We start from the raw sequence: 26,654 nt of genomic DNA, 5'->3' as shown, positions 1-26,654 counted from the left end.
GCGTGCTGGCACGGGAATTTATCCTGCCTGCCCAACACCTTCGTAGCGGAGCACCGTGACCCATATGCCCGATATCGCCTTTTCCGATGCAAGCCTGCCCACCAGTGGCACCATTGCCATCCTTGCCGCCCCCGGCGCACCCGCGGGGGCCTTCGCTGCGCTGGACGCGGCGGTGGGTGGCGCGCTGACCCGTGCGGCGAAGGCCGCAAGGTTCGGCTTCGATGCGGCAAAAACCTGCGTCGTGCTCGCACCCGGCGCGGGATATGATCGCGTGATCATGGTGGGGCTGGGCAATGTGGCCGCACTTGACGCCACCGTGGCCGAACGGGCGGGCGTCGCAGCCGCGCGCGCCCTGTCCGATGCGGGAGCCGCCGGCGTGGTCGTGGCGGATACGGTTGCCCCCGACCTTGCGGCCCACGTGGCGCTGGGCATCGTGCTGGGCAGCTACCGTTTCGATTCGTACCGCACCCAGCCGCGCAAGGGCGAGGCGGGGCCGCTGGTAAACGTGACCGTGGCCTGTGCAGACCCGGCGCACGCCAGCACGGCATGGCAGCCGCTTGCGGCAGTGGCGCGGGGCGTGTGCCTGTGCCGTGATCTTGTATCCGAACCCGCGAACATGCTGCGTCCGCCCGAATTCGAACAGCGCATCCTTGCCCTGCGTGACCTGGGCATCGAAGTCGAGGTGCTGGATCGCGACGCCATGCACAGGCTGGGCTTCGGCGCGCTGCTGGGGGTGGCGCAGGGCAGCGATGCGCCGCCGCGTACGGTCATCATGCGCTGGAATGGCGGTGCGGAGGGGGACGCTCCGGTGGCCTTCGTCGGCAAGGGCGTGACCTTTGATTCGGGCGGCATCTCGATCAAGCCCGCCGCTGGCATGGACGAAATGAAGACCGATATGGCCGGTGCCGCCGCCGTGGTCGGCACCATGGCGGCGCTGGCGGGGCGCAAGGCGAAGGTGAACGCCATCGGTGTCGTGGGACTGGTGGAAAACATGCTGTCAGGCAACGCGCAGCGTCCGGGCGATATCGTGCGCACGGCGGCGGGCCAGACGGTGGAAGTGCTGAATACCGATGCCGAAGGCCGCCTCGTGCTGGCAGATGTGCTGTGGTACACGCAGGATCGTTTCAAGCCGCGTTTCATGGTCAATCTCGCCACCCTGACCGGGGCGATCGTGGTCAGCCTGGGTATCGAACGCGCGGGCCTGTTTTCCAACAGTGACGAACTGGCGGGCCACCTGTCGGCCACGGGTGAAAAGACCGGCGAGAAGCTGTGGCGCATGCCCATGGACGCCGCCTACCTTGAACTGCTGCGTTCGGATATCGCGGACCTCAAGAACATCGGCGGTCGTCCCGGCGGCTCGATCACGGCGGCCAAGTTCCTTGAATGCTTCGTGAACGACGTGCCGTGGGCGCATCTGGACATCGCGGGCACGGCATTTACATCCAAGGCGACATCGCATGCGCCCAAGGGGGCGACCGGCTTTGGTGTGCGCCTGCTCGATCGCATGGTCGGCACGTATTACGAGGGGTAATGCCTGCCCCGCGCGGCAGGCCGGATCGGAACGGGGAACTCCATGGCGCAGATCGGCTTCTATCACCTGACGCGTTCACCGGCGCTGGCAGTCCTGCCTGCGCTGCTGGGCCGTACGCTGGCGGCGGGAAAGAGGGCGGTGGTCCGCTGTGCCACAGCGGAACGGGTGCAGGAGCTTGATGAAGGGCTGTGGCGGGCGACCGATCCGCTATGGCTTCCCCATGGCACGCAGGCCATGGGGCATGGGCCCTGGCAGCCGATCTGGCTGACGGAAGGCGCGGATGTACCCAATGGTGCGACCTTCGCCTTCCTGCTTGACGGGGTGGAAGCGCCCGACCTTTCCCCTTTCGAACGGGTGTTTGACCTGTTTGACGGCCATGATGAAACCGCCGTCACTGCCGCGCGCAAACGCTGGGTGGCATGGCGTGATGGTGGCCATGAACTGAGCTACTGGCAACAGCAGCCCAAAGGCTGGGCGCGTCGCAAATAGTCACCACCGTGCCACGGCGGTGACGGGATGGACGAAAGGCAGGTTGCGCAATGAAGACGGTTACTTTCCCCAATGGCACCACGGTGCCCGCGCTGGGCATGGGCACATGGAACATGGGGGACAGCGACAGCCGCCGCGCGGATGAGATAAAGAGCATCCACGCAGGCCTCGACGCGGGTATCCGTGTTGTGGACACGGCGGAAATGTATGGCTCCGGCCGTTCCGAAAAACTGGTGGGCGAGGCGATCAGGGGGCGACGCGATGATGTGTTCCTTGTCAGCAAGATTGTCCCTTCCAACGCATCGCGCAATGGCGTGCGCAGGGCATGCGCCGCGTCACTGAAGCGGCTGGGTACCGATTATCTTGACCTGTACCTGCTGCACTGGCCCGGCAGCGTGCCGCTGGAGGAAACGCTGGCCGGATTCGATGACCTGGTTGACGCGGGCATGATCCGTAGCTGGGGTGTCTCCAACTTCGATGCCGATGGCATGCGTGAGGTCGAAAGCATACCGGCCAGTACGCCGTGTGCCGCCAATCAGGTGCTGTACAGCCTGGATTACCGCGGGGTGGAATTCGACCTGCTGCAACGCGACCGCGATGCGGGCATCGTGACCATGGCCTATTCCCCGCTGGGGCAGGGCGGTGACCTGCTGCGTGCGCCTGTGCTCAGGCATATCGCGCAGCGGCACACGACATCCCTTGGGCCTGCCACAACGGCGCAGATCGCGCTGGCATGGGTGCTGCGGCAGGAAAATGTGCTGGCCATTCCCAAGGCGGGCAGCCCGCGTCACCAGCACGAAAACCTTGCCGCGACCGAGATCACCTTGACGCGCGATGATCTGGCGCAGATTGATGAAGCCATAGCGCCGCCGCGCCGCAAGGAGCCGCTGGCCATGATCTGACCCGCCCGGCCTTCCGGGCGGCATGCGGGAGGGCTGTCATCATTCCTGTCATCCTTGTCGTAACCGTAATGCTGGTGGGGATGGCATGTGCCCTGCCGGCCTGCTGGTCACGGTCGGCTGCGGGAATGGTGCCCGCCTTGCGCTGCGGATGGCTGGCCATATGCGTCATGGCCGTCCTGTCCTGCCTTGGGGTCGTGCTGCCAGGCGGGATCGTGGCATGGGCCGGTTTTTCTGGTAATGCGCGCGATGTCGCCCTGCTGGTGCCGCTGGGCATTGTGGGGTTTGCCGCATCCGGCGGGCGTGACCTCGCGGCCTGTGGCGGGGCAGCGCTTGCGGTGACTGGTGGGCCGGTCCTGTCCTCTATGGGGGCGGGATGGATACTGGTCGCGCGTGCGCATGGCCCACATAACGATATTCTGCGCATGGACGTGCGACAGGCGCCTGATCTGATTGCGCTGCTGCTTATGGCGGCGGTGCTGGTGTTCCCGGCCCATGCGGGCTGGCTGCTGCCCGGCCTGTGCTGGCTGGCCACGCGCGGGCTGCTGGGGCTTTCCTTTTCCCCGCGTGTGGCACCGCGTGGCCTGCACCCTTTCCACATGACCGATATCGCCGCGATGGTCGCCGCCATGGCGTTGTGGGGGCACCTGCCTGCTGGCGGCATGGTGGCGGACATGCGCTGGGGTGGCATGCTGATCGTGGCAGGCTGTCTGTTATACATGACGGCATCATGGCGGGCGCTGTGCGCGGGTGACGGGCGCAGGGTCATGACGGGCCTGCTGGGGGGTACGGGCGCGCTGGTGATCGTGCTGGCGGGGCTGGGCCTGCTGGCCCGCGCTGATGACCTGCCAGCCATGGCCACATGCGCGGGCCGCACGTCCATGCTGGTCGTGGGCACGCTGCTGACATGGGTGTTCATGGCCCGCGCCATTGATGTGATGGAGCGTGAGGCCGGTGCTCTCGTACTATGCCGCCTGGGGGGGCTGGGTGTGCTGATGCCGCGCCTGTCGGCCCTGTTTTCCATCGGCCTGCTGGCGGAAAGCGGGCTGCCGCCGCTGCTGGGTTTTTCCCTTATCTGGATGCTGCTGCACCTGCTGGCGGCCATGCCGCGCGGCGGTGGACTGGGGGCGGACCTCCCGCTGCTGCTTGCACTTATGGCGCTGGGGGCAGGGTGGGCGATACGCATGCTTGCACTCGTGCGGATTGTCGCGGTCATGCTGTGTGGCAGGCCACGCACGCCACGTGGGGCCGGGGCGTCCGATCCGCCGGGGCGGGAAATGGTCACCCTGCTGCTGGCTGTGCTGCCGGTGCTGTGTGCCTCCATCTGGCCGGGATACTGGCTCGGGCTGGTGGCAGGACATGGTCCGGGCGGGGTTACGTGGCCGATGATGGATACGATCGTACTGGCGTCGCCCGATGGGGCGGCGGTTCTGCATCCCGCGCGGCTTTGCCTGCTGGTGGCGGTGGTGGGGGGCATGGTTGTGTTGCTGCGGCGCATGGCCTGCCCCACGCCTGCCCGTCAGGTCGCGGGCTGGCAGCAGGGCGCGCCCCCCGTGCCGCCGTGGATGGTGTTTGGCGATCCGCTGACGCAGGTGGGGCCGGGTAATCCCGCGCGCATGCTGCTGGATATGGTGGTGATGCCTGCAGCACGCAGGCGGTTGCTGCGTGATTACGTGCGCCTGCGACGGCGGATGGGGCAGCCATGGCCCGCGCTGGCGCGGTATGCTGGTGATGTGCTGCGGGGTAGCGTCATGGTGTCCGCGCCGGTGGTGGTGGCCATGGCGTGCATGGCGGCGCTGATATTCATCGCGTGGCATGGGTAAGGCTGCATGATGACATCACCTGTCCTTGCCGCGCGGATGCAGGCCCTGCTGCTTGCAGGCTGTCACATGGCGCTGGTCATGGTGACGGTGCCGGTATGGATTGGCCTCTTGCGCTGGATGGCCGCCATGATGGAAGGCGAACGCCGCCTGCCGGACCCCACCGCGCACTGGCGCACCCTGCTGCATGCATGGCGGCAGGTGGGTGTGCGTTCGGCGGCTGGCGCGCAGGTCACGGCGGTCGCACCCTGGCTGGCGCTGGCGGCGGGCATGATGGCGGCGTTGCTGGTGCCGTCCTTTGCCACCGGCATGCCCGGTGGCGACCTGTCGGATGTACTGGTTATCGGCGGGTTGCTGGAAATGGCCTTCCTTGCGCTGGTGGTGGCCGCCCTTGCGCCGGGTCTTGCGCGGCCGGGCCATACGGGACTGCGGGTCGTGGCGGGTGGCATCATGATCCAGCCGGTCATGCTGCTGGCATGCGGCGTGCTGGGCATGTGCCTGCCCGATGGCACGCTGGCGGGACTGGTGCGGCAGGCGCATGTGGCGGACATGAACCTTGTGCGCGCGCCGCTGGCGCTGCTTGCCGGTGCACTGGTCGTGGCGGGGGTGGGGGAAGGTGACGGTACGACGTCACGGCTGTCCGCAGCCATGCTGGAGGACCTTGCCGGTCCTGACCGCGCCGTGGCCCAGTATGCGCGTGACCTGCTGGCGGTGGTGTGGATGATGCTGGCGCGTGACCTGATCTGGCCTGAAGGGATTGTGGAACCTGACATCCTGTCGCGTTCATGGGTGCTGGTGCCCATGCTGGTGGCGGTCGCGTTGTGGGTGGCGCATATGCTGCTGGCCTGCGGCTGTGTCGCGGCGATACGGGTTTTCGTGGTGTCGGGACAGCGGCATGCGGGCTGGCGGGCGGGACTGGCGCTGTTATGCGCCGTCATGGCCGGGGTGCTGCTGTTTGCCGGTCGGGGGATAAGCTGACCATGCTTGTGTTGCTGTTCGGTGTTCTGGTCATTCTTTCGCTTTCGACTTCGGGGGGACGGGGTGGTGGCCCGGTCTGGCATGGGGCGTGCATGGCCGCATGCGTATGCCTGTCGCGCTGGGGGCACGAACAGGTCGGGCTGGCCTGCGTGATGGCGGTGGGGCTGGCGGGACTGCTTGGGTTGCTGGGCGTGCAGATGCTGCATATCCCCGCAGGGGAGCGTGAGCGCAGTGGCCTGCGCCTTGCTGGTGGGCTGGCCTGTATCGCGGTGCTGGCGCAGGTCATCATGCAGGGACCGCAGGTGGGCATGACGGCGCGCCTTATGGGCATGACGGGGCTGGCCGCCACCCTGTGTGGCGTGTGGGGGGCATGTATCGCCCGTGGGCCTGTCGCGCTGTGCGCGGGGCTTGCCTGTGGGCTGGATGGCGTCATGCTGCTGGCGGCACGGGTGGATGACAGGCTGGTCATGGCGGAGGTGATTGTCGTGGCGATTGGCCTGAATATCCTGCTGGCTGCATGTCCCCGGTCGCATGGGGGTAAGGCATGATGATGCTGCCGCTTTATGCCAGCCTGCTGGGGGGCTGGATGGTGCTGGTCCTGACCGCCCTGCTGGTAACGGGCGGGACGCTGGCGCTGCGTGGGTTGCTGGCGGTGCTGCTGCTGATCCTGTGTGGCGCGGGAAGCGCGCATTTCCCCGATATGGCGCGGATCATGACGGGATGTGGTCCTGCGCTGGCATTATGCGTGTGGGTTTTCATGCAGCGTCCTGCGCAGGCAACCGCCCCGCGTGGGGCTGGCGTGCTGCCCTTTTTCCTGTCGGGCATCGCGGCCCTGGCCATTGCGTTCGGGCGGTGTGACCTGCTTGGGGTGTTCCTTGGCTGTGGTCTTGTGGCCCGGCTTGGGCTGGCGATCGGGCCGCGTGGGCTGGACCGGGACGGATGGCAGGTGCTGCGCATGGGACTGGGTGGCCTGCTTGTGGCGCAGGGTGGCCTGTTCGTACTGCAGGCGGGCTGGGGACACATGCAGGACCAGGCCGCGGCGATCCTGCTGGTGGGCGGGCTGCTGCTGGCCTGTGGCGTTCCTGGCCGTCCGGGACCGGTTGTTGCGCCCGGATGGAACATGGAAATACTGGCCGTGCTGCCGGTTGTCGCGCGGGCGGCAGATGTCTGGCCGGTGCTGCTGCCGGTCCTGACCTTCATGGGGTGCGTGTGCCTGTCATGGGCTGTTCTGTCGCGGCTGGGACGATCGTTCCCGGGGGACTACTGGACTGGGTGGGCCGTGCTGGCCGCGGGCCTGCCGGATGGTGTCATGGGGGGGCTGCCGCTTGCAGCCTGCCTGCTGGTCATGGCCTGTGTGACACCGTCGGGCGGGCGGCTGTCGGGATCCATGCTATGGCCGCCCTCCCTGCCCGGCATGGCGGCCGTGCTGGTACTCGTGGGGGAAATGGGTGAAATGCCCCCTGTGGCGCTGCTGGCTGGTGCCAGCCTGTGGCCGGTGATGGCGGAACGCACGGGGGCAGGGCATGGCGTGGCATCATGGGCGCAGGCGGCGTTGTTGATGGCCATCGGATGCATGGTGCTCGCCAGTGCTGCGTATTACCAGATGGGGGGAGGATCGTGGTGACGCAGGTGGCGGACCTGATCCGCAGGGGGATGCCGGCGAACTGTAACGGACGGTTCGTTCTGGATGAGGGGGAATGGCGTGACATGGTGGCGGCCCTGTCCCATTCCACCCTGCCACTTCTTGGCCTGTGGTCGGACGGGATGCAGGTGCATGCCCTGTTCATGGAGCAAACGCGCCCCCTGCTGGCCAGTGTTGCGGTAACGGATGGGCGCTACCTTGCCCTGTCCCCCGCGCGGGCCGGGGCCAGTGCGTCTGAACGCATCATTCAGGATATGTGGGGGATCGAGGCCATGGGGGCTACAGGCTGCGCCCCATGGCTGGATCAGGGGCAATGGCCGGTGACATGGCCCCTGCGTGACCGGTCCCCGCCAGCACCTGCCGCGCCTGAGGGTGTGGAATTCACCGATGACGCAACCATGGTGCGGGCAGGTGGAACCGTGTTGGGCTATGGCCCGGCGGAGGGGGATTTCAACGCGCCTTTTCACCTGCGTCTGGGTCTGCCGGGGGAACGGATCATGCAGGTGCGCTCCCGCATGGGCTATGCCCATCGTGGTCTGTGCGCGCGCATGCGTGGCGCAACCGTGGCGCAGGCCACACAGATGGTGGCCCGGATTGACGCCACGGCTACGGTGGCCCACCAGCAGGCATTTGCTGGCGCGCTGGCTGCGATAGGGGGGAATGCTGCGGGGGAAATGGGCGACGCGGACCTGTTCGTGGGGGAACTTGGACGTATCGTGACCCATCTGGATACGTTGACGGTCGCAGCTGAACTGCTGGCGGATAGGCGTTTTGCCATGCCTGCCGCAATCCTTGTGGAACGGTTGCGGCAGGCCTGTCGGGATGTGTATGGCAGTCGCCTGCTGTTTGACGTACTGCCGCCTGTGGGCGGAGTGGAACGGACACTGTCTATTCCTGCAGAACTGCTGGTGGAACTGCGCGATGGCTGCAGGGCCTTGCAGCGTCTGTTCTGGCGGCCGCGTGGCATGGCCATGCAGGCGCGGGGGCGGGGTATCCTGTCGGCGGATATCGCCGATTACTGGGGCATTGCCGGATGCGTGGGACGGGCAGGCGGCGTTGAATCCGACCTGCGCCCCTATATTTCGCGTGTACGTCATGGATGGCCGGATGGGTATCACGCAATGGCGGGCGATGTGGCCGCACGGCTTGGCCTGCGTCTGCATGAAGTCGAAACGGCGGTGGAAATGCTGTCCACGCTGGACACGGCGCGGTGCCTGACAGCACCTGTGCCGGGCGATGACTATGGGTCGGGCGAGGGGATCGGTTGTGTTGAAGGACCGACAGGGCCGGTCTGGCACTGGCTGCGGGTTGAAAAGGGCCGGGTGGCAGCATGGTGGTGCGGTGATCCGTCCCTGCTGCTGTTTCAGGCACTGCCGCAGGTATTATCCGGCGCGGTGTATGAGGATGTGCCGCTGATCCTTGCCTCCCTCGGCCTGTCGGCTGCGGCGGCCGACCTGTAGGAAGGGATGATGGCATATCTTGACCTGTTCTGGCCCGAAGGCGCGGTCCTGCCCCGCATGCTGCCGCTGGATATCTTTCATATGGAAACCGGGGGCTGCACCGGCTGCGCGCTTGAACTGCGCAGCCTGTCGCGTGCACTGGTGGAAGGATATTCCGATATCCGTTTCGTCTCCACGCCACGACAGGCCAGCCTGTTGCTGCTGACCGGCAGCCTGACGGTGGAAATGGCTCCGGTCGTGGAACTGGCATGGCAGGCCATGCCCGGTACGCGCCTGCTGGCCGCAGTAGGGGACTGCGCGCTGGATGGGGGCGTGTTTACGCCTGGTTATGCGGTGCTGGGTGGTGTGGGCAGTCGTGCGCGTGTCAGCCTGCTGCTGCCGGGATGCCCGCCGTCGCCTGCGGAAATACTCGACGCCCTGATCCGCTGGCGCATGCAGGGCGAAGGCGGGCTATCTGCGTAATATAAAAAGGATGAAAGTTTTATGGGTAACGCCTTTTTCAAAAAGGCGGCACCCATAAACGTTTATCAGCCTGCAGGGGAAGCCACAGGCTGATCGTCACTTTCCTGCAGGGCCTCGGCTTCCCGGCGCAGGCGGTGAAAGCTCCGCCTGCTTATGGGCAGCAGCAGGATGTAGATGATCCCGGCAGCGGCAAGCGCGCCCCATGGTTCGGCCACCAGAACGGCGGCATAGGCCCCCGTACCCAGCATGGTGGGCAGGACCATGGGGGAAGGAACCTTGAAGTTCTTGAATGACCAGACCGGCAGGGTCGAGACAAGCAGGAAGGCCGTGCCGCTAAGTGTCAGTGCGGGCAGCAACGGGTCGCGCGTCAGCTCATACAGCCAGTCACAATGCAGGTGCTGCGCTTCCAGCCCGAGGAAAAGCGGAAACAGTGCAAGCCCGGCACCTGCAGGGGCCGGAACACCGGTAAAGAAGTTGCTGGCGTATTTCGGCTGGTTGGCGTCGTCATCCAGGCTGGCGTTGAAGCGCGCCAGGCGCAATGCCATACAGACCGTGAACATGATGCACGGAATGTAGCCAAAACGGCCCCCTTCATGCAGCGCCCACAGATACAGCACGAAAGCCGGGGCTACGCCAAAGCACAGGAAATCCGACAGGCTGTCGAATTCCGCCCCGAAACGGCTGGTGCCGCGCAGCAGGCGCGCGATCCGTCCATCCAGCCCGTCGATGCAGGCGGCGATGAGCAGGGCGGTCGCGGCGCTGCCAAATCGTCCCTCCAGCCCGAATCGCATGCCCGTCAGGCCCGCGCACAGGCCCAGCATGGTCATGAGATTGGGAACCATCCGGTTGAACGAAAGCCCCCGGACGCGGGGGCGCTGGCGTTTTTTCAGGCGCCGGGTACGGCGTGCCGGTGTGGTGGGGGAGGTGGCCATACCGGGTTAAAGCCGCGCCATCACGGTTTCGCCACCAATCATGGTCTGCCCGACTTCAACCAGCGGCGTGACATCGGGTGGCAGGTACAGGTCGGTGCGCGAGCCAAAGCGGATCAGGCCGAAACGCTCGCCGGTTTCGTACTGCATGCCTTCTTCGGCATCACACAGGATGCGACGTGCGATCAGGCCCGCGATCTGGACCACGGCGACCTGCCGCCCGTCCTTCAGCGTCACGCGCAGTGCGTTGCGTTCGTTCAGTTCGGACGCCTTGTCCAGACTGGCGTTCAGGAACTGCCCGGCATGGTAGGCGATCCGTGTCACGGTGCCCGCGACCGGCATGCGGTTTACATGCACATCCAGCACTGACAGGAAGGTTGCCACACGCCAGACCGGGGCGTCACCCATGTCCAGTTCAGGCGGGGGGGGCACTTTCTCGATCGACACGATGTGTCCGTCCGCGGGCGCCACCGCCAGATTTGGTTCGGCTGGCGTGACACGCTCGGGGTCACGGAAGAAATACAGGCAGAAACCAAAGAACAGGCCACTGCCTGTGCCAAGCCATCTGGTCACCCGGAACGGCAGCAGCCGACCGAGAATGGCCCCGGCCCCCGACGCGAGGAGAAACGGGCGCGCGGCCGGGTGTGGCGGGGCGATGACAAGCTTGAGTGATTGAATCAGCGACATGGATAATGTTCATGAAGATTTCAGTAAAATTGGTCAAGTATCCTGCATGTCACGTGGTTGCCGCCGGGGTGTGGTATTTCGTGAGAAAACCCCTGCCTGACGCAGGCGCAGCCCGGCCGGCACCAGTGTCGCGGGGCGTGCGGGTATGGTTGCGTATATGTCCTTGACCGCTTCTATCATGCAGACGCCGCCCAGCCGGGGGAACAGGTTGCGGCCCGTCCATTCCACCATGCGGACCGGCCCCGCCGGGCATGGGCCGACCGGTGGGACATACAGTGCGTCTTCATGGCGTTGCGCCTGAAAACAGGCATCGGCCAGCCAGCGCGTGATCTGCCGCCGCGAAAATGGCGTGCCCTGCCCGAAGGGGGAGTTGTCAGTATGGGCCCATAGCCCCGCCCGGTTGGGCACGACAAGCAGCAGCTGCCCGTCATCCTTCAGAATCTTCCAGACCTGCCGCAGCAGGCTGTTCTTGTCCTCACTGACCTCCAGCGCATGGATCATCACGATGCGGTCGAACTTCAGGTCATCAAATGGCAGGTGCGTGCCGTTTACGATACAGTCCCGCCCGTGCCATGGCAGCGCATCGCGCGTGACATGCGTGTCCAGCCGCGCCGACATGCACGGCCTGTCGGGCCGGTCCCATAATGGCAGGAAGGGCAGCGCGTACCCCAGGCCAAGCGTGTGTCCCTGCGTGCTTTCGGGCCAGAAGGCGGCCATGCGCTGGCACAGCAGGCGCGCGGCCACCTGCCCCCGGCGGGTGGCATAGAAACTTGCGGCGGTGTGTATGTTCGCTGGCATTGGTGCACATTAGCATACCCCGCTGCCCGGGCCATCACGTCATGCCGGGCATTCAGGTCATGCAACGAAAGTGCAGGAGATACAGTCATGACACAGAAACTTGCCGTAAAGGCGATTCCTATCCTGTCGGACAATTACGCCTGGTTTGTGCATGATGGCGTAACCGGGGCCGCCGGCATGGTTGATCCGGCGCAGGAAGCCCCCCTGATCGCCGCCATTGATGCGGCGGGAGACAGGCTGGATCTGATTTTCCTGACCCACCATCATGCCGACCATGTCGCGGCGGCCGACGCCCTGCGGCAGCGTTATGGCGCGAAGATCGTGGGGCCTGTGGCGGAGGCCGCCCGTCTGCCCCGTCTTGATATTGCGGTACGTGACGGGGATGTCGTGGAGCTGGGGCAGTCCCGGGCACAGGTCATTGCAACGCCGGGGCATACAGCGGGCGAGGTATCCTATTATTTCCCCGATGGCCCGGCGCTGTTCTGTGGTGATACGCTGTTCAGCATGGGGTGTGGACGACTGTTCGAGGGCACACCCGCCGATATGTTCGCCAGCCTGCAGCGTATCAAGGCCCTGCCGGATGACACGCTGATATGCTGCGGGCATGAATATACCCAGTCCAATGCCCGTTTTGCCCTGCATGTCGATCCGGATAACACCGCGCTGAAGGCACGCGCGGCGCAGGTGGCGGACCTGCGGGGCAGGGGGGCGCCCACGCTACCGGTTCCCCTGCTGGTGGAACGCCAGACCAATCCCTTCCTGCGTGCGCACGATGTCGCGACCCTTGCACGGTTGCGCAGGGAAAAGGACAGCTTCTGACATACTATGTCACGTTTTGCATGGACAGGGAAACGCAGGTGGTGGCCCCGCGTTTTACATGCAGGAAAACGAAGGTTATGGCGGGATGAAAGGCGCAAATACCCGCCATTCCGTTATGGCCGTAACATGCGGATGAGAAACGGAAACCGGCTGACGGTATTGTTTTCCCATCCGGAATCACAATTAATGATCCGGCTCGTGGCCGGACCCTGATATTATGACATAATACGGGTTGTCTGGCGGTATGGATGTCAGGGACCGGCACATTCCGAGGTGCCTCGCCCTTCGGTCCACGGAGTAAGGCCGGATGCGTTCGAAGGGTGGGCAAATCTGGTCGGGAAATCTATGTCACCGGCCCACCGGCGCAATGTCTGGCCGGGTTGGCCGCCATGTGGTGGGCGGTGTTATGGCCCATCCGGGTGCTCCGTGCCCGATCCATGCGAAAGGAAGGCATTTGTCGGTATCTTCTGTCCCGGTAATCATCAAGAAATACGCCAATCGGCGGCTGTACGATACCGAGCTTTCGGCCTATATCACCCTTGAAAACCTTATGGACATGGTCAAGCAGGACCGCGCCTTTGTCATTCTGGATGCCCGTACGGGCGATGACATAACCCGTGGCGTGCTGGCGCAGGTCATGCTGGAAGAGGAAACCCGTGGCCGGGCCATGCTGCCGGTTGCCTTCCTGCGCCAGCTTATCCGCTGTTATGGGGACAGCAGGCAGGGCGAGGTATCCGATTACCTGGAACGCATGATGACCGAATTCATGGACCGTCAGCCGCCATCCGCGACACCGGATGGGCTGGAGATGCTGGGGCAGGAAAACGCTGCCGTGGTGCGGCAGGCCATGTCCCTGTTTACCTCCCTTTACGCCGTGGAACGGGGCGGGGACCGGACGGTGGAAAACCTGCTGCAGGAAATCATGGATCTGCGCCAGCAGGTGGCGGCGCTACAGAACGGGGATGCGCCCGATGAAAAGGGCAATTCCTGACCATGCCCTGCGGGCGGAACAGTTGGTTGTCCTTCCGCCAGTCCACCGATGGTGATAACCGTCAGGCGGTTCAGGGCGCTGACAATAAAAGTTTTTTGAAGCTATTTTCAAAAAACTTCGAAGAACATCGCCTTTTTGAAAAAAGCGATACCCAGGAACCTTTATTTTCAAATAATCTTCAGGCGGGATCGGCAGGCGATGCCTGTGCAGGCACCGGCAGTCCATGGCTGGTACACAACTGCCGCCAGGCCTGACCAATCGTGGGCAGCAGTTGCGCCCGCCGCAGCCCTGCGGGCAGTGGCGCGCCCACAACGATATGGATCGTACCCGGGCGTTTCAGCAAACTGCCGGGTTTCCAGTACAGCCCCGCATCGGTTGCCACGGGAATGACCGGCAGTCCGGTATGGGTAGCAAGGGCCGCAATGCCCGGCTGCAGGCTGATGGGGGCTCCCGGGGCCGTGCGCGTGCCTTCGGGGAAAATGATGATCTGCCGGTTATCGGCCACTGCTGCGTCGGTGGCGGCCAGCAGGGCGCGCAGCGCCTTTGCCTTGCCATCGCGGTCCACCGGGATCATGCCGCTCAGCCGCAGCATGGGACCAACCAGCGGTATGCGCTCAAGTTCGCGTTTCATGACATAGGTCGGGCGGGGTACAAGGTTCATCCAGACCAGTGTGTCGAATTCGGACTGGTGCTGGCACGCCAGCAGGCATGGCCCGGCAGGTATGTGCTCCATACCGCTGACCTGTATGTCGATCCTGCAGATACGCTGTAATCCCCGCAGGGTCAGCCCCGTCCATACCTTGGCATAGGCCAGTGCCCGTCCCGGTGCGAACAGCCGGATGGGAAAGGCCAGAATGCCCATCACGATGGTCAGCAGCAGGAAATACAGGTTGAAGGCAAGCGCGCGCAGTACTGTCATCACGAACGGGTCCATCAGTATGAATGGGTTTTCCTAACACCAGAAAACCGGCGTCAGGACAAGCGGCGGGCTGGTATTCAGCCCATGACCGGGGGCGCGTCGGGTCGGGTATCGGTATGGTTTATCAGGCCGTGCAGGGGCCGTGTCAGGCGGGCGACATTCAGGCAGGCCAGCAGCCATTTGTCATATTCCGTAACCATAAGCCGCATGGTGGCGGGATGCAGCAGGTGCCGCAGCGCGGGAGAACGGATCGGGTAACCATACAGACGCACATCGGGCACCGTGCGCGAGATTTCCAGCATGGCGCGGCGGATGTGGTAACCTGCCGTCACCACGACCAGACTGCGGATATGGTAGGCTTGGACCCATGCGGCCGTCTCATCCGCATTACCCAGCGTGGACGTGGCGCTGTGGCCCAGTGTCGTCCGTGTCCATAATGTCAGGGGAACGGGCTGGGGCAGGTGGCGCAGGAAATCACCCAGCGTCGCATGCGGGGCCACGCCTGAAATCAGCAGCCGGTCCGCATCGCCCTGCGCCAGCAGGCGCAGGGATTCGTCAATCCGGCCCTGCCCACCCGTCAGGGCCACGATCCCGTCCGCATGCGGGAGCCGTATGGGGGCGCGCATGGCGTCACGGGTAAACCATGCCAGCCCCGCCATCCATGCAAGTATGGTGGCCAGCACGCCCGTGGCCAGCAGCCTGCGGCGGCGGGCGGGGGGGCGGTCATTCCCATGTGGCGGGTGTGTCATGGCAGGCGGCGCAGCCATGCCCGCACGGTCAGTTGCGTGGTGATCCACCCCGTGATCCCTGCCGCGGGTGGCAGCGCCAGCAGCATCCATAACAGCGCGTGCGGCACGATGTCCGCCCATGCGCGCGGATCACGCCAGTCCACGGGGGCCAGGACGGGCGCGTCGGTCATGGCGGAAAAGGGGGCGGCCAGATGCGACATGGCCAGCAGCATGGGCAGTGCCGCAAGACTACCCCCCAGCCCCCCCACCAGCGCCAGCAGCCCCACGCGGGATGCGAACCGCCCGGAAATATAGCTGTCCATCGCGCCCAGTGAATGGATCAGCACAATGGCCTGCCGCCGGGTCTGCAGTCCCGCGCGTGTCGCGGCCATGACCACGCACACCGCTACCGTCATCACGATCAGAACGGCCAGCAGTGCACAGGCCTGCAGGCTGCCCGCAAGGGCTGCCAGCCGGTTGCTCCATATGCTGTCATGTTCAACCATCACGCCCGGGGCAATGGCTTCCAGCCGGGACAGCAGGGGGGACATCGGGTCCTGTCCGGCTGCCGTATGCACCTCGATCACGGCCGGCAGGGGCAGGGATGCATCCCCGGTCTGTTCGATCCATGGGGCCAGCAGGTTGCGCAGTTCCGCATCACTCAGCCGGTGCGCCGCAACGATGCCGGGGGCATGGGTCAGAATGTCCTGCACGGCGGCAATGCGCGTGCCCGAACCGGCCGCCGGGTCATCAGGGCCGGGGACCTGCACGGTCGTGACCGCTCCCGCGCCATGGGTCCAGCGCTGTGACAGATTGTGCGCCGCAATTCCCCCCGCCAGCGCCAGTGCCGCAAGGAAGGACATGGCCGCCACAAGGAAAGGCAGGAACTGTCCCGGCAATGCCTGATGCAGGGCCAGCCCGTCATGGTAACGCCTGCGTGCCATCAGCGGTAATCCCGCACCATGTGGCCATGCGCCAGTTCAATGGCGGGGGCGGGATATTTTTCCACGATCGCGTCATTGTGGGTGGCCACCACAATGGTCGTGCCCAGTTCGGCCAGCCGGTGGAACATGGCCATGAGGCGCCCCGCCTGCCGTTCATCCAGTGCATTGGTCGGCTCATCGGCCAGAAGCAGGGCGGGGCGGTAGATCACCGCGCGCGCGATCGCGACCCGCTGCTGTTCGCCCCCCGAAAGCTGCAGTGGACGCGCGTCAAGGCGGTTTTCCAGCCCGACCCATTTCATGATGGCGTGGACCTCATGGGCGATCTCGTCTTCCGCGCGGTGCTGCAGCCGCAGCGGGAGGGCGACATTGTCAAACACGCTCAGGTCGGGCAGCAGCCGGAAATCCTGCCACACCGTCCCGATGCGCCTGCGCAGGCGCGCAAGGTTGCTGCGCCGCGCCTGCATGACCGGCACGCCCAGTATTTCCACCATGCCCGCACTGGCCTGCACTTCCAGCGACAGGATGGACAGCAGCGATGACTTGCCAGCCCCCGAGGGGCCAAGCAGCCAGCGGAATTCACCCTGCGCCACATCAAGGCTGATATGGGACAGCGCAGCCACCCCGGCGCGGTTGCCGCCATAGGCGTAGCTGACATCATGCAGGCGGAACATGCGGGCGGGCCTGCCGGTCTTTACATGGTGCGCGCGGCAATGGTGGACAGCGTCGCGCACAGCGCCGCCGCCGCCATGAGCAGCAGCCCGTCAAAGACCAGCGAGGACGGGGTCAGCAGGTGCGACCCCACCTCCAGGTGGTCGGGGATGGAATGCGCGACATGTGCGATCATGTCGCGCGTCTGCGGGTCGTTGCCTGCGGCACCATTCACGATCCCTATGATATGGGGCAGTGCGCTCCATCCGATACCAAGGATCAGCACCAGCGGGGCCACCAGTTCCGATACCTGCTGCACCAGGTAGAACAGGAAGTAGAAAACCGACCATACCGCCACCCGCACGATGCGCGGCACGTTCACTCCGCCCATGGTACTGGTGGTGGGGGGCAGCGTGCGGTCCTGCTGCTGGTTGGAAAAGTGACTGTCCATTAAAACAAGACTCCGGTCATGGGTACCGCTTCCCGGGATTGTTGGAAACGCATTCCAGACCGAGGTAGCGATCGCTTGTATTAAATGCAAACTTCTGCCTTGTGCATATGGGAAACAGCAGGTTGCGCCGTTGCTAATGGATCATGCCATGCCACAGCACGATAACGGATACGGATCGGGTCGGCTGCCGTCGTCGCCCGTCATGATCTTCCGCGTGGGTTCGCGGCAGTATGGCCTGCCCGCGGGGCTTGTGGTCAGGGAATGCATGCCCGTGCCCGAACTGATGCCGGTGGCCGTGGCGTTGCCGCATATATCGGGGTGGTTCCGGCTGGGGACGGCCATGGTGGTGGTGATTGACCTTGGTGTGCTGCTGGGGGAACGCACGCAGGCGGTGCGCCAGCCGGTGGACCTGCTGTACTGCCCGCTGCTGCTGTGCAACCTGCCCGGCGGGGGCAGCGTGGCCCTGCTGGTGGATGCGGTATGCGAGGTCACGCGACGACCACAGCCCACGTCGGTCGCATCAGTCACGGTTGACGGCGACATGGCGGGAGGCGAGGGTGCAGGCCGGGAACTGGAACTTGGGGATGGTGGCATTGCATTCATGTTGCGCATGACCGACATCATCAATGATGATGAACGCATGCGGCTGGATACCCTGATGGAACGTACCCGTGCGCGCGCCACACTGTGGGCCGCGATTGACGATTCCCAACCCGACATGCCCCGTGACGCGCATGGGGACAGCCATTCATGACGGGATCGGCCGCCTTTCCCCCCGCGGGCTTCCGGCGCCTGCTCAATGCGGTGACCCACCGCACGGGGCTGCATTATTACGTGGACAAGGCCGACCTGCTGGAACAGGTGGTGGGCGCGCGCATGGCGCTGCATGGCTGCCGTACCTGCCATGATTATCTTGCCCTGCTTGATGACGGGGCGCGGGGTGACCGGGAATGGAGGGAACTGGAATCCGCCATTACGATAGGGGAGACGTTTTTCTTCCGGTATGCCGAACAGTTTGCGGCCCTCGAACATACCATCCTGCCGCAACTGATCCGCAGGGCTGCCGCCACGCGCCGCCTGCGGATATGGAGTGTCGGCTGTTCCAACGGGGCTGAACCCTATTCCATCGCCATCCTGCTGACGCGCCTGCTGGATGAAGCGGGCATGAACCCCGCTGACTGGCATATCGAAATCCTTGGCACCGATATCAGCACCCGTGCCCTGGAACAGGCGCGCCAGGCCGAATTCAGCGCATGGACCCTGCGTGATATCGCCCCCGCGCAATGTGCCGCGTGGTTTACCCCGGTCAGTCCCCGGATATGGCGGCTGCATGAATGCTATCGCCGCATGGTCCGGTTCCGTTACAGCAATGTCCTTGACCTGCTGCGCCCTGACGGTGGGCCGCCGGGGCCATTCGACCTGATCCTGTGCCGCAACGTGCTGATCTATTTCGCGCAGGTACAGGCGCAGGCGCTGGTCCAGGCCATGGCGAAGCGGCTTGTGCCCGAAGGCTGGATACTGCTGGGGCATTCTGAACCCGTATCCTGTTTCGCGCCCTGCCTTGAAACCGTTCGCCTGCCGGGTACGCTGGCGTTTCGCCCGCCATTGCAGGGCAGGGGCGGGCAGGATGTGTCCGTCGCATCCCCCGCACCCCGGCGCAGGCCCGCACATGCGCTGGTGGCCATGCCTGAAGTGGACAGCGCGCCTGTCGCCGCCGAAATCCGGCAGGTGGCGGATACGGGCCGGGTTCCGCTGGCCATGCGCATGTGCCGTGATCACCTGCTTCGCCATCCCATGGACACCCGCATCCATTTCCTGTTCGCCGTGCTGGCATGGGGGGAAGGCAGCCTGCTTCAGGCCGAGGAATCGTTCCGCCGGGTCATTTACCTGTGCCGCGACCATGTCATGGCGCGCTGCTACCTTGCACGCCTGCTGGAAGATGCGGGTGGAGGGGTGGAGGCAGGCCGTATCCGTCAGCAGATGATGGAACTGGTGCGCCGCTGTCCGCCTGATACCGTGCTGCCGGATGGGGATGGCATGACGGCGGGGGGCCTGCTGCGCCTGGCCCGTCAGGCCAGTGAGGCACCGGCCATCCGCCATGCGCAGGTGACATCGTGATGACGGAAGGGGACACCACGTCGCCTTCGGGCCGGGACGCCTTCGCCCGGCGGGTACTGCATGAACGTGCGCGTATCATGGCCGCGCGCGGGCAGGAGTACGCGGCAGGTGCCGCAGGGCGGCCGCTGGTCATGCTGGACCTTGCGGGACAGGCCTGCGGGGTGGACCTGCATGCGGTGCTGCGGGTGACCGACCCGGTCTGGAGTGATATGCCCCGCAGGCCCGACTGTCCGCCCGGCGTACGCGGTGTGCATGGATATCAGGCCGACCTGTACACCGTATTCGACCTTTCGGTGCTGCTGGGTGGTGTCCCGCTGAAAGATCCGGGCGTGATGCTGCTGCTGCGCTCGGTTTCCAGCATTCCGCTGGGGCGCATAGCCCTTCTGGCCAGTGGGGCGGCGGGCACCGTGGAAATCACGGGCACGCCCACGCCGCTGACCCCTTCGGGTTTTCCACAGGCCAGCCTGCCCGATGGGCGCAGCCTGACCGTCATTGATCCCGCCCGCCTGTTTTCTTCCCGTTATGTCGGAGTGTGAAGTACCGTGACAATCGCCAATCGCCTGCTGTTCGGCTTCATGGTCGGTGTCCTGCTGATGGTATCGCTGGGTATCTACGCGCTGGGACAGATCCGGGAGGTGCGTGATGAAATGACGATCATCGTCACCCGCGACCTGTCAGTCTACCGTGAACTGACGCATATCCGCGCCAATGAAAATGATCTGGTCGCCCGCAGGCTCGCGATCCTTGCGCATTATTACGCGCATGATTTTGAAACGGCCCCCACCATGCTGGAAGACGCGATTGCCGGATGGGATGAAAAGGCGCGTGACGCAGACAGGCTGCTGGCGGGCGTGCTGTCGCGCGCGGAAGAAGGCGGCAGGCTGGCCCGCAGCGATGACCAGCGTGAGATGTTCAATACCGTCGCCAGTCAGTTACGTGAAATTTCCGCGCAGTTCCAGATGGATACGCGTGGCGCCGCCATGCTGTTCCAGGCCATGCGCGCGGGCAATGACGCGGGCGTGCGTGAACAGGCGTCGCGTATCGACAGCCGCGAACAGTCGATAGAACTGCTGGTGGGGCGGGCCGCATCCCTGCTGGACCATGGGGTGCAGGTGGCTGAAACACAGGGGGCGGCATCGTATGACTACAGCCGCCGTTCGCTGGCCATAGGCATGGCGGGCGCGGTTGTCGTGGCCCTGATCGTGACCTTCTGGACGCGGCGGTCGATCATGGAACCGATTTCGTCCATCATGCATGTGATGGAACGCGTGGGACAGGGCGACCTTGCCACCCGCGCCAAGGTGGGCGGCATGGGCGAAGACCGTGACGAGGTCGCCCGCCTTGCCGCCGGGCTGAACCGCATGATCGACGGCCTGCGTGAAATCGCGCGGCAGAGCGGGGAGGTGACGCAGAACCTTGACGCCGCCGTGGCCGAAATCCGCGCCTCCACCCAGCAGCAGGCCGCAAGTGTGGAAGAACAGTTTGCCGCTGTGCAGGAAACGGCGGCCACCGTGGACGAAATAACCCATTCGGGTGCCCAGATCAGCAAGCGCGCGCGTGAAGTCATTTCCTCGGCCGAGGTAATCGTCCACAGTTCCGCAAGCGGGCTGGAAGCGGTGGAGGAAACGGCCCGCGCCATGGCGCATACCCATGACGGGGCCGAAGCCGTGGCGTCGAACATCGTCGCCCTGTCCGAACGGACCGAGGCGATCAGCGAAATCATCGCCTCCGTCAATGATCTGTCCGAACGCTCCCACCTGCTGGCGCTGAACGCCGCGATCGAGGCCGCGGCGGCGGGTGAGCACGGGCGGTCGTTCGCCGTGGTGGCGGCGGAAATGAAGATACTGGCCGATCAGTCGCGGGATGCGACCCAGAACGTGCGCGCCATCCTTGGTGACATCCAGCGCGGCATCAACACGTCCGTCATGCTGACGGAAGAAGCGGTCAAGCGGGTCTCGGCGGGCAAGGAACGGACTGACATCGCCTACCGCACCATCGAACGCATGACTGGCGGGATCGAGGAAGGCGTGCATGCCTTCCAGCAGATCGTGGCATCGACCAACCAGCAGCAGATCGGCATCGAACAGGTCATGACCGCACTGCAGAGCATCCGCCAGGCCAGCCAGCAGACATCGGCGGGCACCCGTAACCTAGAGGTTTCGGCCAGCAATCTTGGCAAGCTGTCAAAACAGCTGCTGACCATCTCCGCCCGTTACCAGACCTGACGACCGGGCCGTGGACACCCTTCGCGATGAACTTCTGGCGGTATTCGACGCGGAATACCGTGATCACCTGCGTGCGATCCGGGGCATCGTGGCCGCAGGCTGCCCCGATGCGCGGGGGCTGGCGGAAATCTTCCGGCGCGTCCACTCGCTCAAGGGTGCGGCGCGCGCGGTGGAACTGCCGGTGGTCGAAGGGGTGGCCCACGCACTGGAAAACCGTCTGTCATCCCTGCAGGCGGCCCGCGCCCTGCCGGATGCGGCGGACCTGAAGGCGATTACCGACACACTTGATGAGGTGGACCTGCTCATGACATCCGCGCCATCGGGCGGGGATGTCAATGGGGGGGATGAAGATGCGCCCGGCGTGACCGCGACGGGGGAAAACCCGTCCTATGTGCAGGTGCCTGTGGCACGGCTTGATGCACTGGCCTCGGCGGTGCATGACCTCATGTCCGTGGCGGAACGGCATGAAAGGCTATGGGCGCAGGTGATGGACCTGCTGGATGAATCCCGCGCGGTCATGCACGCGCCCGAACGCATGCGCGCCGATCCCGTGGCCGAATTCGCGCGCATGACGCGCAGGCTCATGACGGTGGGTCGTGAACGGGAACTCATGTCCGGTCAGATCGACCGCGCGCTGCTGCGGCTGGGTGAGGAAGTCCATGCCGTGACCCTCGTGCCGGCCGAAAGCGTATTCGGCTCCCTCGCCGCCATGGCCCGGCGCATCGCGCGTGAACATGGCGGGCCGGATGCGGGCGTGGACGTGCACATGTATGGCATGGATGTCCAGACCGAACGCCGCGTGATGCAGGCCCTGCGCGACCCGGTGGTCCATCTTGTGCGCAACGCCATCGTGCACGGGCATGAAACCCGTGCCCAGCGGCTGAAGGAAGGCAAGTCCGAATGCCTGAACATCACCATTGCCGTCACCCTGACCGGCGTGCGGCTGCAGGTCGCGGTCAGTGATGACGGGCGTGGCCCCGACCTGCAGGCAATTGCCGCACGGGCGGCGGGGCAGGGGCTGGTCCATGCCGATGCGCCGCTGGATGCGCGGCAGCTGCTGGCGCGTGTGTTCGAACCGGGTTTTTCCACGCGTGGTCAGGCGGATACGCTGGCCGGGCGCGGGGTTGGCCTGTCGGTGGTGGCCGAAGCCGCACGCGCCCTGCATGGCACCGTGCGCATGGAACAGCGCCAGCCTGCGGGCACGACCGTCACCCTGACCGTGCCGGTGTCACAGCGCCAGCGTACCGTGCTGCTGGTGGAAAATGCGGGGCAGTCCCTCGGCCTGCCCGGGCGCGTGATCCGTCACCTGCTGCGGGTGCGGCGTGATGAGATCCGCCTGCTCAATGGTGCGCCCTTTGCCGTGGTGCCACATCCCGGCGATGGCACGTCGTCCCCCGCCAGCCCGGCCGGGAAGCAGGCCGAGGATCTGGTGCCGCTGGTGCCGCTGCGGGCCTTTGTGGGGGATGAAAACGCGCCATTGCCCGTGCGCGATGGCGCGGTCAGCGTCGTGGTGATGGAAGTGGATGGCGCATGCTGTGGCTTTGCGGTGGAACGCATGGTGGATGTGCGCACGCTGCTGGTGTCGGATGCGACTGCAGTGGGGCTGGATAGTGAACTGGTGCCCGGCATCGCCTGGCAGCGAGAGGACCAGCCAGTCTTCATCCTCAGCCCCGACCGGCTGTTCGCGCGCTGGCGGCTGCGGGGTAATGACGACGGTGTGTGCTTCAGTGACGTGGATGAAGCCGCCCCCGTCGTGCCCGTGCGCCATGCGCCGCTGGTCATGGTGGTGGATGATTCGATCACGACCCGGACACTGCAGAAAACCATCCTCCAGTCCCATGGTTACGATGTCTGCCTCGCGGTGGATGGGGAGGAAGCGCTGACGCTGCTCCAGCAGTCCTCGCGGCATGTGGATGTAGTGGTGACAGATGTTGAAATGCCACGCATGGATGGCTTTGCCCTGCTGGCGGCCATGCATGCCGACCCTCACCTGTCGGGCATACCCGTTGTCCTGATGACATCGCGTGACGAGGGGGATGACGTACGCCGTGGCATGGAAGGCGGGGCGCGCGCCTACCTGACCAAACAGAAATTCGATCAGGGTGAACTGATCGACACGATAAGGGGACTGTTGTGAACGACATGACGCCCCCCGTCCCGCGCCGGGTGCTGATCGTGGAGGATTCGGCGGTCCTGCGTCACCTGCTCATGCGCGTGGTGACGGGCGATCCGCGTCTGGAACTGGTGGAAGCCGTGGAAACGGCGGAGGAAGCGCTGCGCCTTGTCCCGCGCCTGCGTCCCGATGTGATTTCCATGGATATCTGCCTGCCCGGCATGGACGGACTGGAAGCCACCCGGCAGATCATGGCGCATTTTCCCACCCCCATCGTGATCGTCAGTGACACCGTTGGCGCGCAGGCGACGCAGGTTTCCATGAACGCGCTGCGATCGGGAGCGCTGTCGGTGATCGAGAAGCCGCAGGGGCTGTCGGGTGCCGCAGGCGCCGCCGTGGCGCAGGGGATCGCGACACAACTGTATATCATGAGCCAGGTGCCCGTGATCCGCCGCCGCCTGATGCAGGCCGAACCCTTCCGGCACAGGGGCATGTGGACGCGGCCGCTGGATATCCGCCCGCGCGTTCTTGCCCTTGCGGCCTCCACCGGGGGGCCTACGGCCTTCGCCCGGGTGCTGGGGGACCTGCCAGCCGATTTCGCGCTGCCCGTGGTGCTGGTGCAGCATATGGGCCAGCCCTTCATGGAAGGGTTCGCAGCCTGGCTGGACCAGCATGTGGCCCTGCCGGTCATGCTGGCGCAGCATGGCATGCAACTGGAACGCGGCCGGGTGCTGGTCGCACCGGGCAACCGGCACATGACGGTTGGACCGCGCGGCGATGTCCTGTTGCATGATGACGCGCTGGTGCAGGGGCAGCGGCCATCGGCCGATGTGCTGTTTTCTTCCGTGGCAAAGGTATTTGGCGCGGACAGCCTGGGCGTGCTGCTGACCGGCATGGGCGAAGATGGCGTGGAGGGACTGGGCCGCATCCGCAATGCCGGTGGCTATACCATCGTGGAGGACCGCAGCACCGCTGTCATCCACGGCATGCCCGGTGCTGCCGAACGCGCGGGGGCTGCGTGCATAAGCCTGCCTGTGCATGAAATCACCCCGCATATTCTCCGGATCATGGCGGGTGGCCAGATCCCTTCCGATGACCCCCTGGCAGGATGATGACGCCCCGATGCCACTGACCGACCAACAGGACCACGTCGATACCCTGCTGCTGGTGGAGGATTCGGACACGCAGGCCCTGCGTATCCGCCGCATGCTGGAAGGCCACGGCTTTCACGTCCACCGCGTGGCCAGTGGGGAGGCCGCGCTTGATACCCTGGACGAACGCCTGCCGGGGCTGGTGATCGCCGATTATCACCTGCCGGGCATGAATGGCGGACAGCTTGCCCGCCAGCTGCGCATGAACGCGGTCACGCGCACGATCCCCGTCCTGATTCTGACGGAGGGGATCGAGCCGGGGCTGGAACGCGAGGGGCTGGAAAGCGGGGCGGATGCCTATATCCCCAAATCATCCGATCCTGCGCTGATCGTCTTCCGTATCCGCGCGCTGCTGCGTGAACATGCGGTGCACGCGCCATCCCTCCTGCCGCAGCGCGTGTTCCGCCGTGCGCGCATCATGGTCATCGCCCCCGAACCGGCCCACCGGCGCGCGGTGCCCGAACTGATCGACCAGTTGCGGCGTGACGGGCATATCGTAACCCTGTGCCCTGACCCGTCCCGGCTTGAACCCTCCCTGCTGCATGACCCTGATCATGTGCCCGACTGCGTGGTGATCGATCTTGCATGCCGGGAATTCGACGGGCTGGCGGTCTGCCGCAGACTGGACGAATGGCGGCAGGAGGACCTGCTGTCGGGTAACGTGCCGCCGCGCATCCTTGGGGTGGATGACGCGTCACGGCCCGATGCGAAGGAGTTCTCGGCCCGGGTGTTCGAAGCGGGGACAGACGACCTTGTATCGCGCGACGTGGGGCCTGCGGCGCTGGCGCTGCGCATCCGCGTACTGGTGCGCCGCAAGCTTTTGCAGGATGACGTGCGCCGGATCGAGGTGGAACGCCAGGCGCGTGAGATCGCGGTCAAGAGCGCACGCGCGGAAGCCGCGGCCATTGCGTCGAAGGCGTCGCTGGCCGAGGCGCTGGAACAGGCCAACCGTGAACTGGCCGATGCCAACCGCAAGCTGATTGAAACACAGGGCAAGCTGGTGCAGACGGCCAAGATGGCGTCGCTGGGTGAACTGGTGGCTGGCATCGCGCATGAAATCAACAATCCGCTGGCCTTCATCCTTGCGCACAAGGATACGGTGGCGCGTGGGCTGGAGCGCGTGATCAGCATGGAAGCCGCCTGCACCGACCCCGATCATGACAACAGGGCTGCGATCCTGAACAAATGCCGCGACCGGGTGGGGTCCATGAACATGGGATTGCGGCGCATCCAGAACCTTGTGCTGAACCTGCGCAAATTCTCGCGACTGGATGAAGGACTGTTCCAGTTGATCGACGTGCCCGAGGCGCTGGAAACCGTCATGGCGCTGCTGACACAGAAACTGGGCAGCGGCATTGTGGTCAGGCACCGGTATGAGGCCCCGGACCGGCTGTACTGTCAGGCGGCGCTGCTCAATCAGGTCATCATGAATATTATCAGCAATGCGGCCGATGCAATTCTTGCCGCCCAGCCTGATGATATGTCTGTCCGTGGCGGGATAGCGGAGGGGGAAATCGAGATCCATACGTTCCTGACCCATAACGGGGAGGGGCGGGACAGTTATGTCTTTGTCATTACCGATAGCGGCCCCGGCATTGCGCCTGATGTGCAGGAACGCATTTTCGAGCCGTTTTTCACTACCAAGCCGGTGGGTGCGGGAACCGGGCTGGGCCTTGCGATCGCCTACAGCGTGGTGCAGGCCCACCAGGGTAGCCTGTCGGTTGGCAGCGCGCCGCAGGGGGGCGCGCGCTTCACCATTTCCGTGCCATGGAACCCCGGCCCGGCGACCGAAGACCAGTCGACCACGTCCCGGCCTTTATCCGATCACGCGCGTTGAGATAGCCTGACCTTC

26 protein-coding genes are annotated in these 26,654 nt (G+C 65.1%); 18 read left to right on the top strand and 8 right to left on the bottom strand.

Features of this window, described 5'->3' with window-relative positions; genetic code table 11:
• The first annotated feature begins 64 nt into the window (after positions 1-64).
• From MSKU9_RS07110 to MSKU9_RS07070, 9 genes are all read left to right on the top strand, one after another.
• Entirely contained in the window at positions 65-1,531 is a 1,467-nt protein-coding gene (locus MSKU9_RS07110; protein ID WP_193557657.1) for a leucyl aminopeptidase, read from the top strand.
• Between the two features lie 42 nt (positions 1,532-1,573).
• Positions 1,574-2,020 (top strand): DNA polymerase III subunit chi, encoded by a 447-nt coding sequence (locus tag MSKU9_RS07105; protein ID WP_141260606.1) that lies wholly within the window; start codon positions 1,574-1,576, stop codon positions 2,018-2,020.
• A 50-nt stretch (positions 2,021-2,070) separates the two neighbouring features.
• Positions 2,071-2,922, top strand: a complete 852-nt coding sequence (locus MSKU9_RS07100) for an aldo/keto reductase (RefSeq protein WP_141260605.1) — start codon at positions 2,071-2,073, stop codon at positions 2,920-2,922.
• 167 nt (positions 2,923-3,089) lie between these two features.
• On the top strand, positions 3,090-4,742 hold the full coding sequence (locus MSKU9_RS07095; RefSeq protein WP_227002402.1) for a hypothetical protein: 1,653 nt from the start codon (positions 3,090-3,092) through the stop codon (positions 4,740-4,742).
• A gap of 6 nt (positions 4,743-4,748) precedes the next feature.
• Positions 4,749-5,717, top strand: a complete 969-nt coding sequence (locus MSKU9_RS07090; RefSeq protein ID WP_141260604.1) for a hypothetical protein — start codon at positions 4,749-4,751, stop codon at positions 5,715-5,717.
• A gap of 2 nt (positions 5,718-5,719) precedes the next feature.
• A complete protein-coding gene (locus MSKU9_RS07085; protein WP_141260603.1) occupies positions 5,720-6,265 on the top strand; it encodes a hypothetical protein in 546 nt (181 codons plus the stop codon).
• On the top strand, positions 6,262-7,341 hold the full coding sequence (locus tag MSKU9_RS07080) for a hypothetical protein (protein ID WP_141260602.1): 1,080 nt from the start codon (positions 6,262-6,264) through the stop codon (positions 7,339-7,341). Before MSKU9_RS07085 ends, MSKU9_RS07080 begins: the two co-directional genes overlap by 4 nt.
• Positions 7,335-8,819, top strand: coding sequence for an NADH-quinone oxidoreductase subunit D-related protein (locus MSKU9_RS07075; protein WP_227002401.1), 1,485 nt, complete (start codon positions 7,335-7,337; stop codon positions 8,817-8,819). Before MSKU9_RS07080 ends, MSKU9_RS07075 begins: the two co-directional genes overlap by 7 nt.
• A 6-nt stretch (positions 8,820-8,825) precedes the next feature.
• The gene (locus tag MSKU9_RS07070; RefSeq protein WP_141260601.1) at positions 8,826-9,281 is read left to right on the top strand and encodes an NADH-quinone oxidoreductase subunit B family protein; all 456 of its coding nucleotides are present in this window, start codon (positions 8,826-8,828) and stop codon (positions 9,279-9,281) included.
• A gap of 65 nt (positions 9,282-9,346) precedes the next feature.
• Here MSKU9_RS07070 and MSKU9_RS07065 read toward each other — a convergent pair whose 3' ends face one another.
• From MSKU9_RS07065 to MSKU9_RS07055, 3 genes are read right to left on the bottom strand one after another with little or no spacing between them, the layout of a single operon-like run.
• Positions 9,347-10,213, bottom strand: coding sequence for a CDP-alcohol phosphatidyltransferase family protein (locus MSKU9_RS07065; RefSeq protein ID WP_193557651.1), 867 nt, complete (start codon positions 10,211-10,213; stop codon positions 9,347-9,349).
• Between the two features lie 6 nt (positions 10,214-10,219).
• The gene (locus tag MSKU9_RS07060) at positions 10,220-10,897 is read right to left on the bottom strand and encodes a phosphatidylserine decarboxylase (protein WP_141260600.1); all 678 of its coding nucleotides are present in this window, start codon (positions 10,895-10,897) and stop codon (positions 10,220-10,222) included.
• A 33-nt stretch (positions 10,898-10,930) separates the two neighbouring features.
• Entirely contained in the window at positions 10,931-11,695 is a 765-nt protein-coding gene (locus tag MSKU9_RS07055; RefSeq protein WP_227000852.1) for a methyltransferase domain-containing protein, read from the bottom strand.
• Between the two features lie 87 nt (positions 11,696-11,782).
• On the opposite strand from MSKU9_RS07055, the gene gloB reads away from it, so the two are divergent.
• Together gloB and phaR are read left to right on the top strand one after the other, a co-directional pair.
• Positions 11,783-12,514 (top strand): hydroxyacylglutathione hydrolase, encoded by a 732-nt coding sequence (gloB, locus tag MSKU9_RS07050; protein WP_141260599.1) that lies wholly within the window; start codon positions 11,783-11,785, stop codon positions 12,512-12,514.
• 367 nt (positions 12,515-12,881) lie between these two features.
• Positions 12,882-13,505 (top strand): polyhydroxyalkanoate synthesis repressor PhaR, encoded by a 624-nt coding sequence (phaR, locus tag MSKU9_RS07040; protein ID WP_141260598.1) that lies wholly within the window; start codon positions 12,882-12,884, stop codon positions 13,503-13,505.
• 178 nt (positions 13,506-13,683) lie between these two features.
• Here the strand turns inward: phaR and MSKU9_RS07035 are convergent, their stop codons facing one another.
• From MSKU9_RS07035 to MSKU9_RS07015, 5 genes are all read right to left on the bottom strand, one after another.
• Positions 13,684-14,424: a lysophospholipid acyltransferase family protein gene (locus MSKU9_RS07035; RefSeq protein ID WP_370685917.1), complete on the bottom strand. Its 741-nt coding sequence runs from the start codon at positions 14,422-14,424 to the stop codon at positions 13,684-13,686.
• A gap of 77 nt (positions 14,425-14,501) precedes the next feature.
• Positions 14,502-15,191: a YdcF family protein gene (locus MSKU9_RS07030; RefSeq protein ID WP_141260596.1), complete on the bottom strand. Its 690-nt coding sequence runs from the start codon at positions 15,189-15,191 to the stop codon at positions 14,502-14,504.
• Complete coding sequence (locus tag MSKU9_RS07025) at positions 15,170-16,096, bottom strand: cell division protein FtsX (protein WP_141260595.1); 927 nt, start codon at positions 16,094-16,096, stop codon at positions 15,170-15,172. The genes MSKU9_RS07030 and MSKU9_RS07025 overlap by 22 nt, the downstream gene beginning before the upstream one ends.
• Positions 16,096-16,767, bottom strand: a complete 672-nt coding sequence (locus MSKU9_RS07020) for a cell division ATP-binding protein FtsE (protein WP_141260767.1) — start codon at positions 16,765-16,767, stop codon at positions 16,096-16,098. The genes MSKU9_RS07025 and MSKU9_RS07020 overlap by 1 nt, the downstream gene beginning before the upstream one ends.
• 20 nt (positions 16,768-16,787) lie before the next feature.
• Complete coding sequence (locus MSKU9_RS07015) at positions 16,788-17,195, bottom strand: hypothetical protein (protein ID WP_141260594.1); 408 nt, start codon at positions 17,193-17,195, stop codon at positions 16,788-16,790.
• Positions 17,196-17,343: 148 nt separating this feature from the next.
• Here MSKU9_RS07015 and MSKU9_RS07010 point away from each other — a divergent pair, with 148 nt between their 5' ends.
• From MSKU9_RS07010 to MSKU9_RS06980, 7 genes are read left to right on the top strand one after another with little or no spacing between them, the layout of a single operon-like run.
• Positions 17,344-17,949, top strand: coding sequence for a chemotaxis protein CheW (locus MSKU9_RS07010; RefSeq protein WP_227002400.1), 606 nt, complete (start codon positions 17,344-17,346; stop codon positions 17,947-17,949).
• Entirely contained in the window at positions 17,946-19,313 is a 1,368-nt protein-coding gene (locus MSKU9_RS07005) for a CheR family methyltransferase (RefSeq protein ID WP_141260593.1), read from the top strand. The genes MSKU9_RS07010 and MSKU9_RS07005 overlap by 4 nt, the downstream gene beginning before the upstream one ends.
• Positions 19,313-19,849, top strand: coding sequence for a chemotaxis protein CheW (locus MSKU9_RS07000; protein WP_141260765.1), 537 nt, complete (start codon positions 19,313-19,315; stop codon positions 19,847-19,849). The genes MSKU9_RS07005 and MSKU9_RS07000 overlap by 1 nt, the downstream gene beginning before the upstream one ends.
• A gap of 6 nt (positions 19,850-19,855) precedes the next feature.
• The gene (locus MSKU9_RS06995; protein WP_141260592.1) at positions 19,856-21,538 is read left to right on the top strand and encodes a methyl-accepting chemotaxis protein; all 1,683 of its coding nucleotides are present in this window, start codon (positions 19,856-19,858) and stop codon (positions 21,536-21,538) included.
• Positions 21,539-21,548: 10 nt separating this feature from the next.
• Entirely contained in the window at positions 21,549-23,675 is a 2,127-nt protein-coding gene (locus tag MSKU9_RS06990; protein WP_141260591.1) for a hybrid sensor histidine kinase/response regulator, read from the top strand.
• Positions 23,672-24,763, top strand: a complete 1,092-nt coding sequence (cheB, locus tag MSKU9_RS06985) for a chemotaxis-specific protein-glutamate methyltransferase CheB (RefSeq protein ID WP_141260590.1) — start codon at positions 23,672-23,674, stop codon at positions 24,761-24,763. The genes MSKU9_RS06990 and cheB overlap by 4 nt, the downstream gene beginning before the upstream one ends.
• A gap of 10 nt (positions 24,764-24,773) precedes the next feature.
• A complete protein-coding gene (locus MSKU9_RS06980; protein ID WP_141260764.1) occupies positions 24,774-26,639 on the top strand; it encodes a response regulator in 1,866 nt (621 codons plus the stop codon).
• Positions 26,640-26,654 lie beyond the last annotated feature (15 nt).

The organism is Komagataeibacter diospyri, assembly GCF_006538165.1.
Taxonomy (GTDB): domain Bacteria; phylum Pseudomonadota; class Alphaproteobacteria; order Acetobacterales; family Acetobacteraceae; genus Komagataeibacter; species Komagataeibacter diospyri.
The sequence above is the reverse complement of the archived record's forward strand: the minus strand, read 5'-3'. Positions and strand labels throughout refer to the sequence as shown.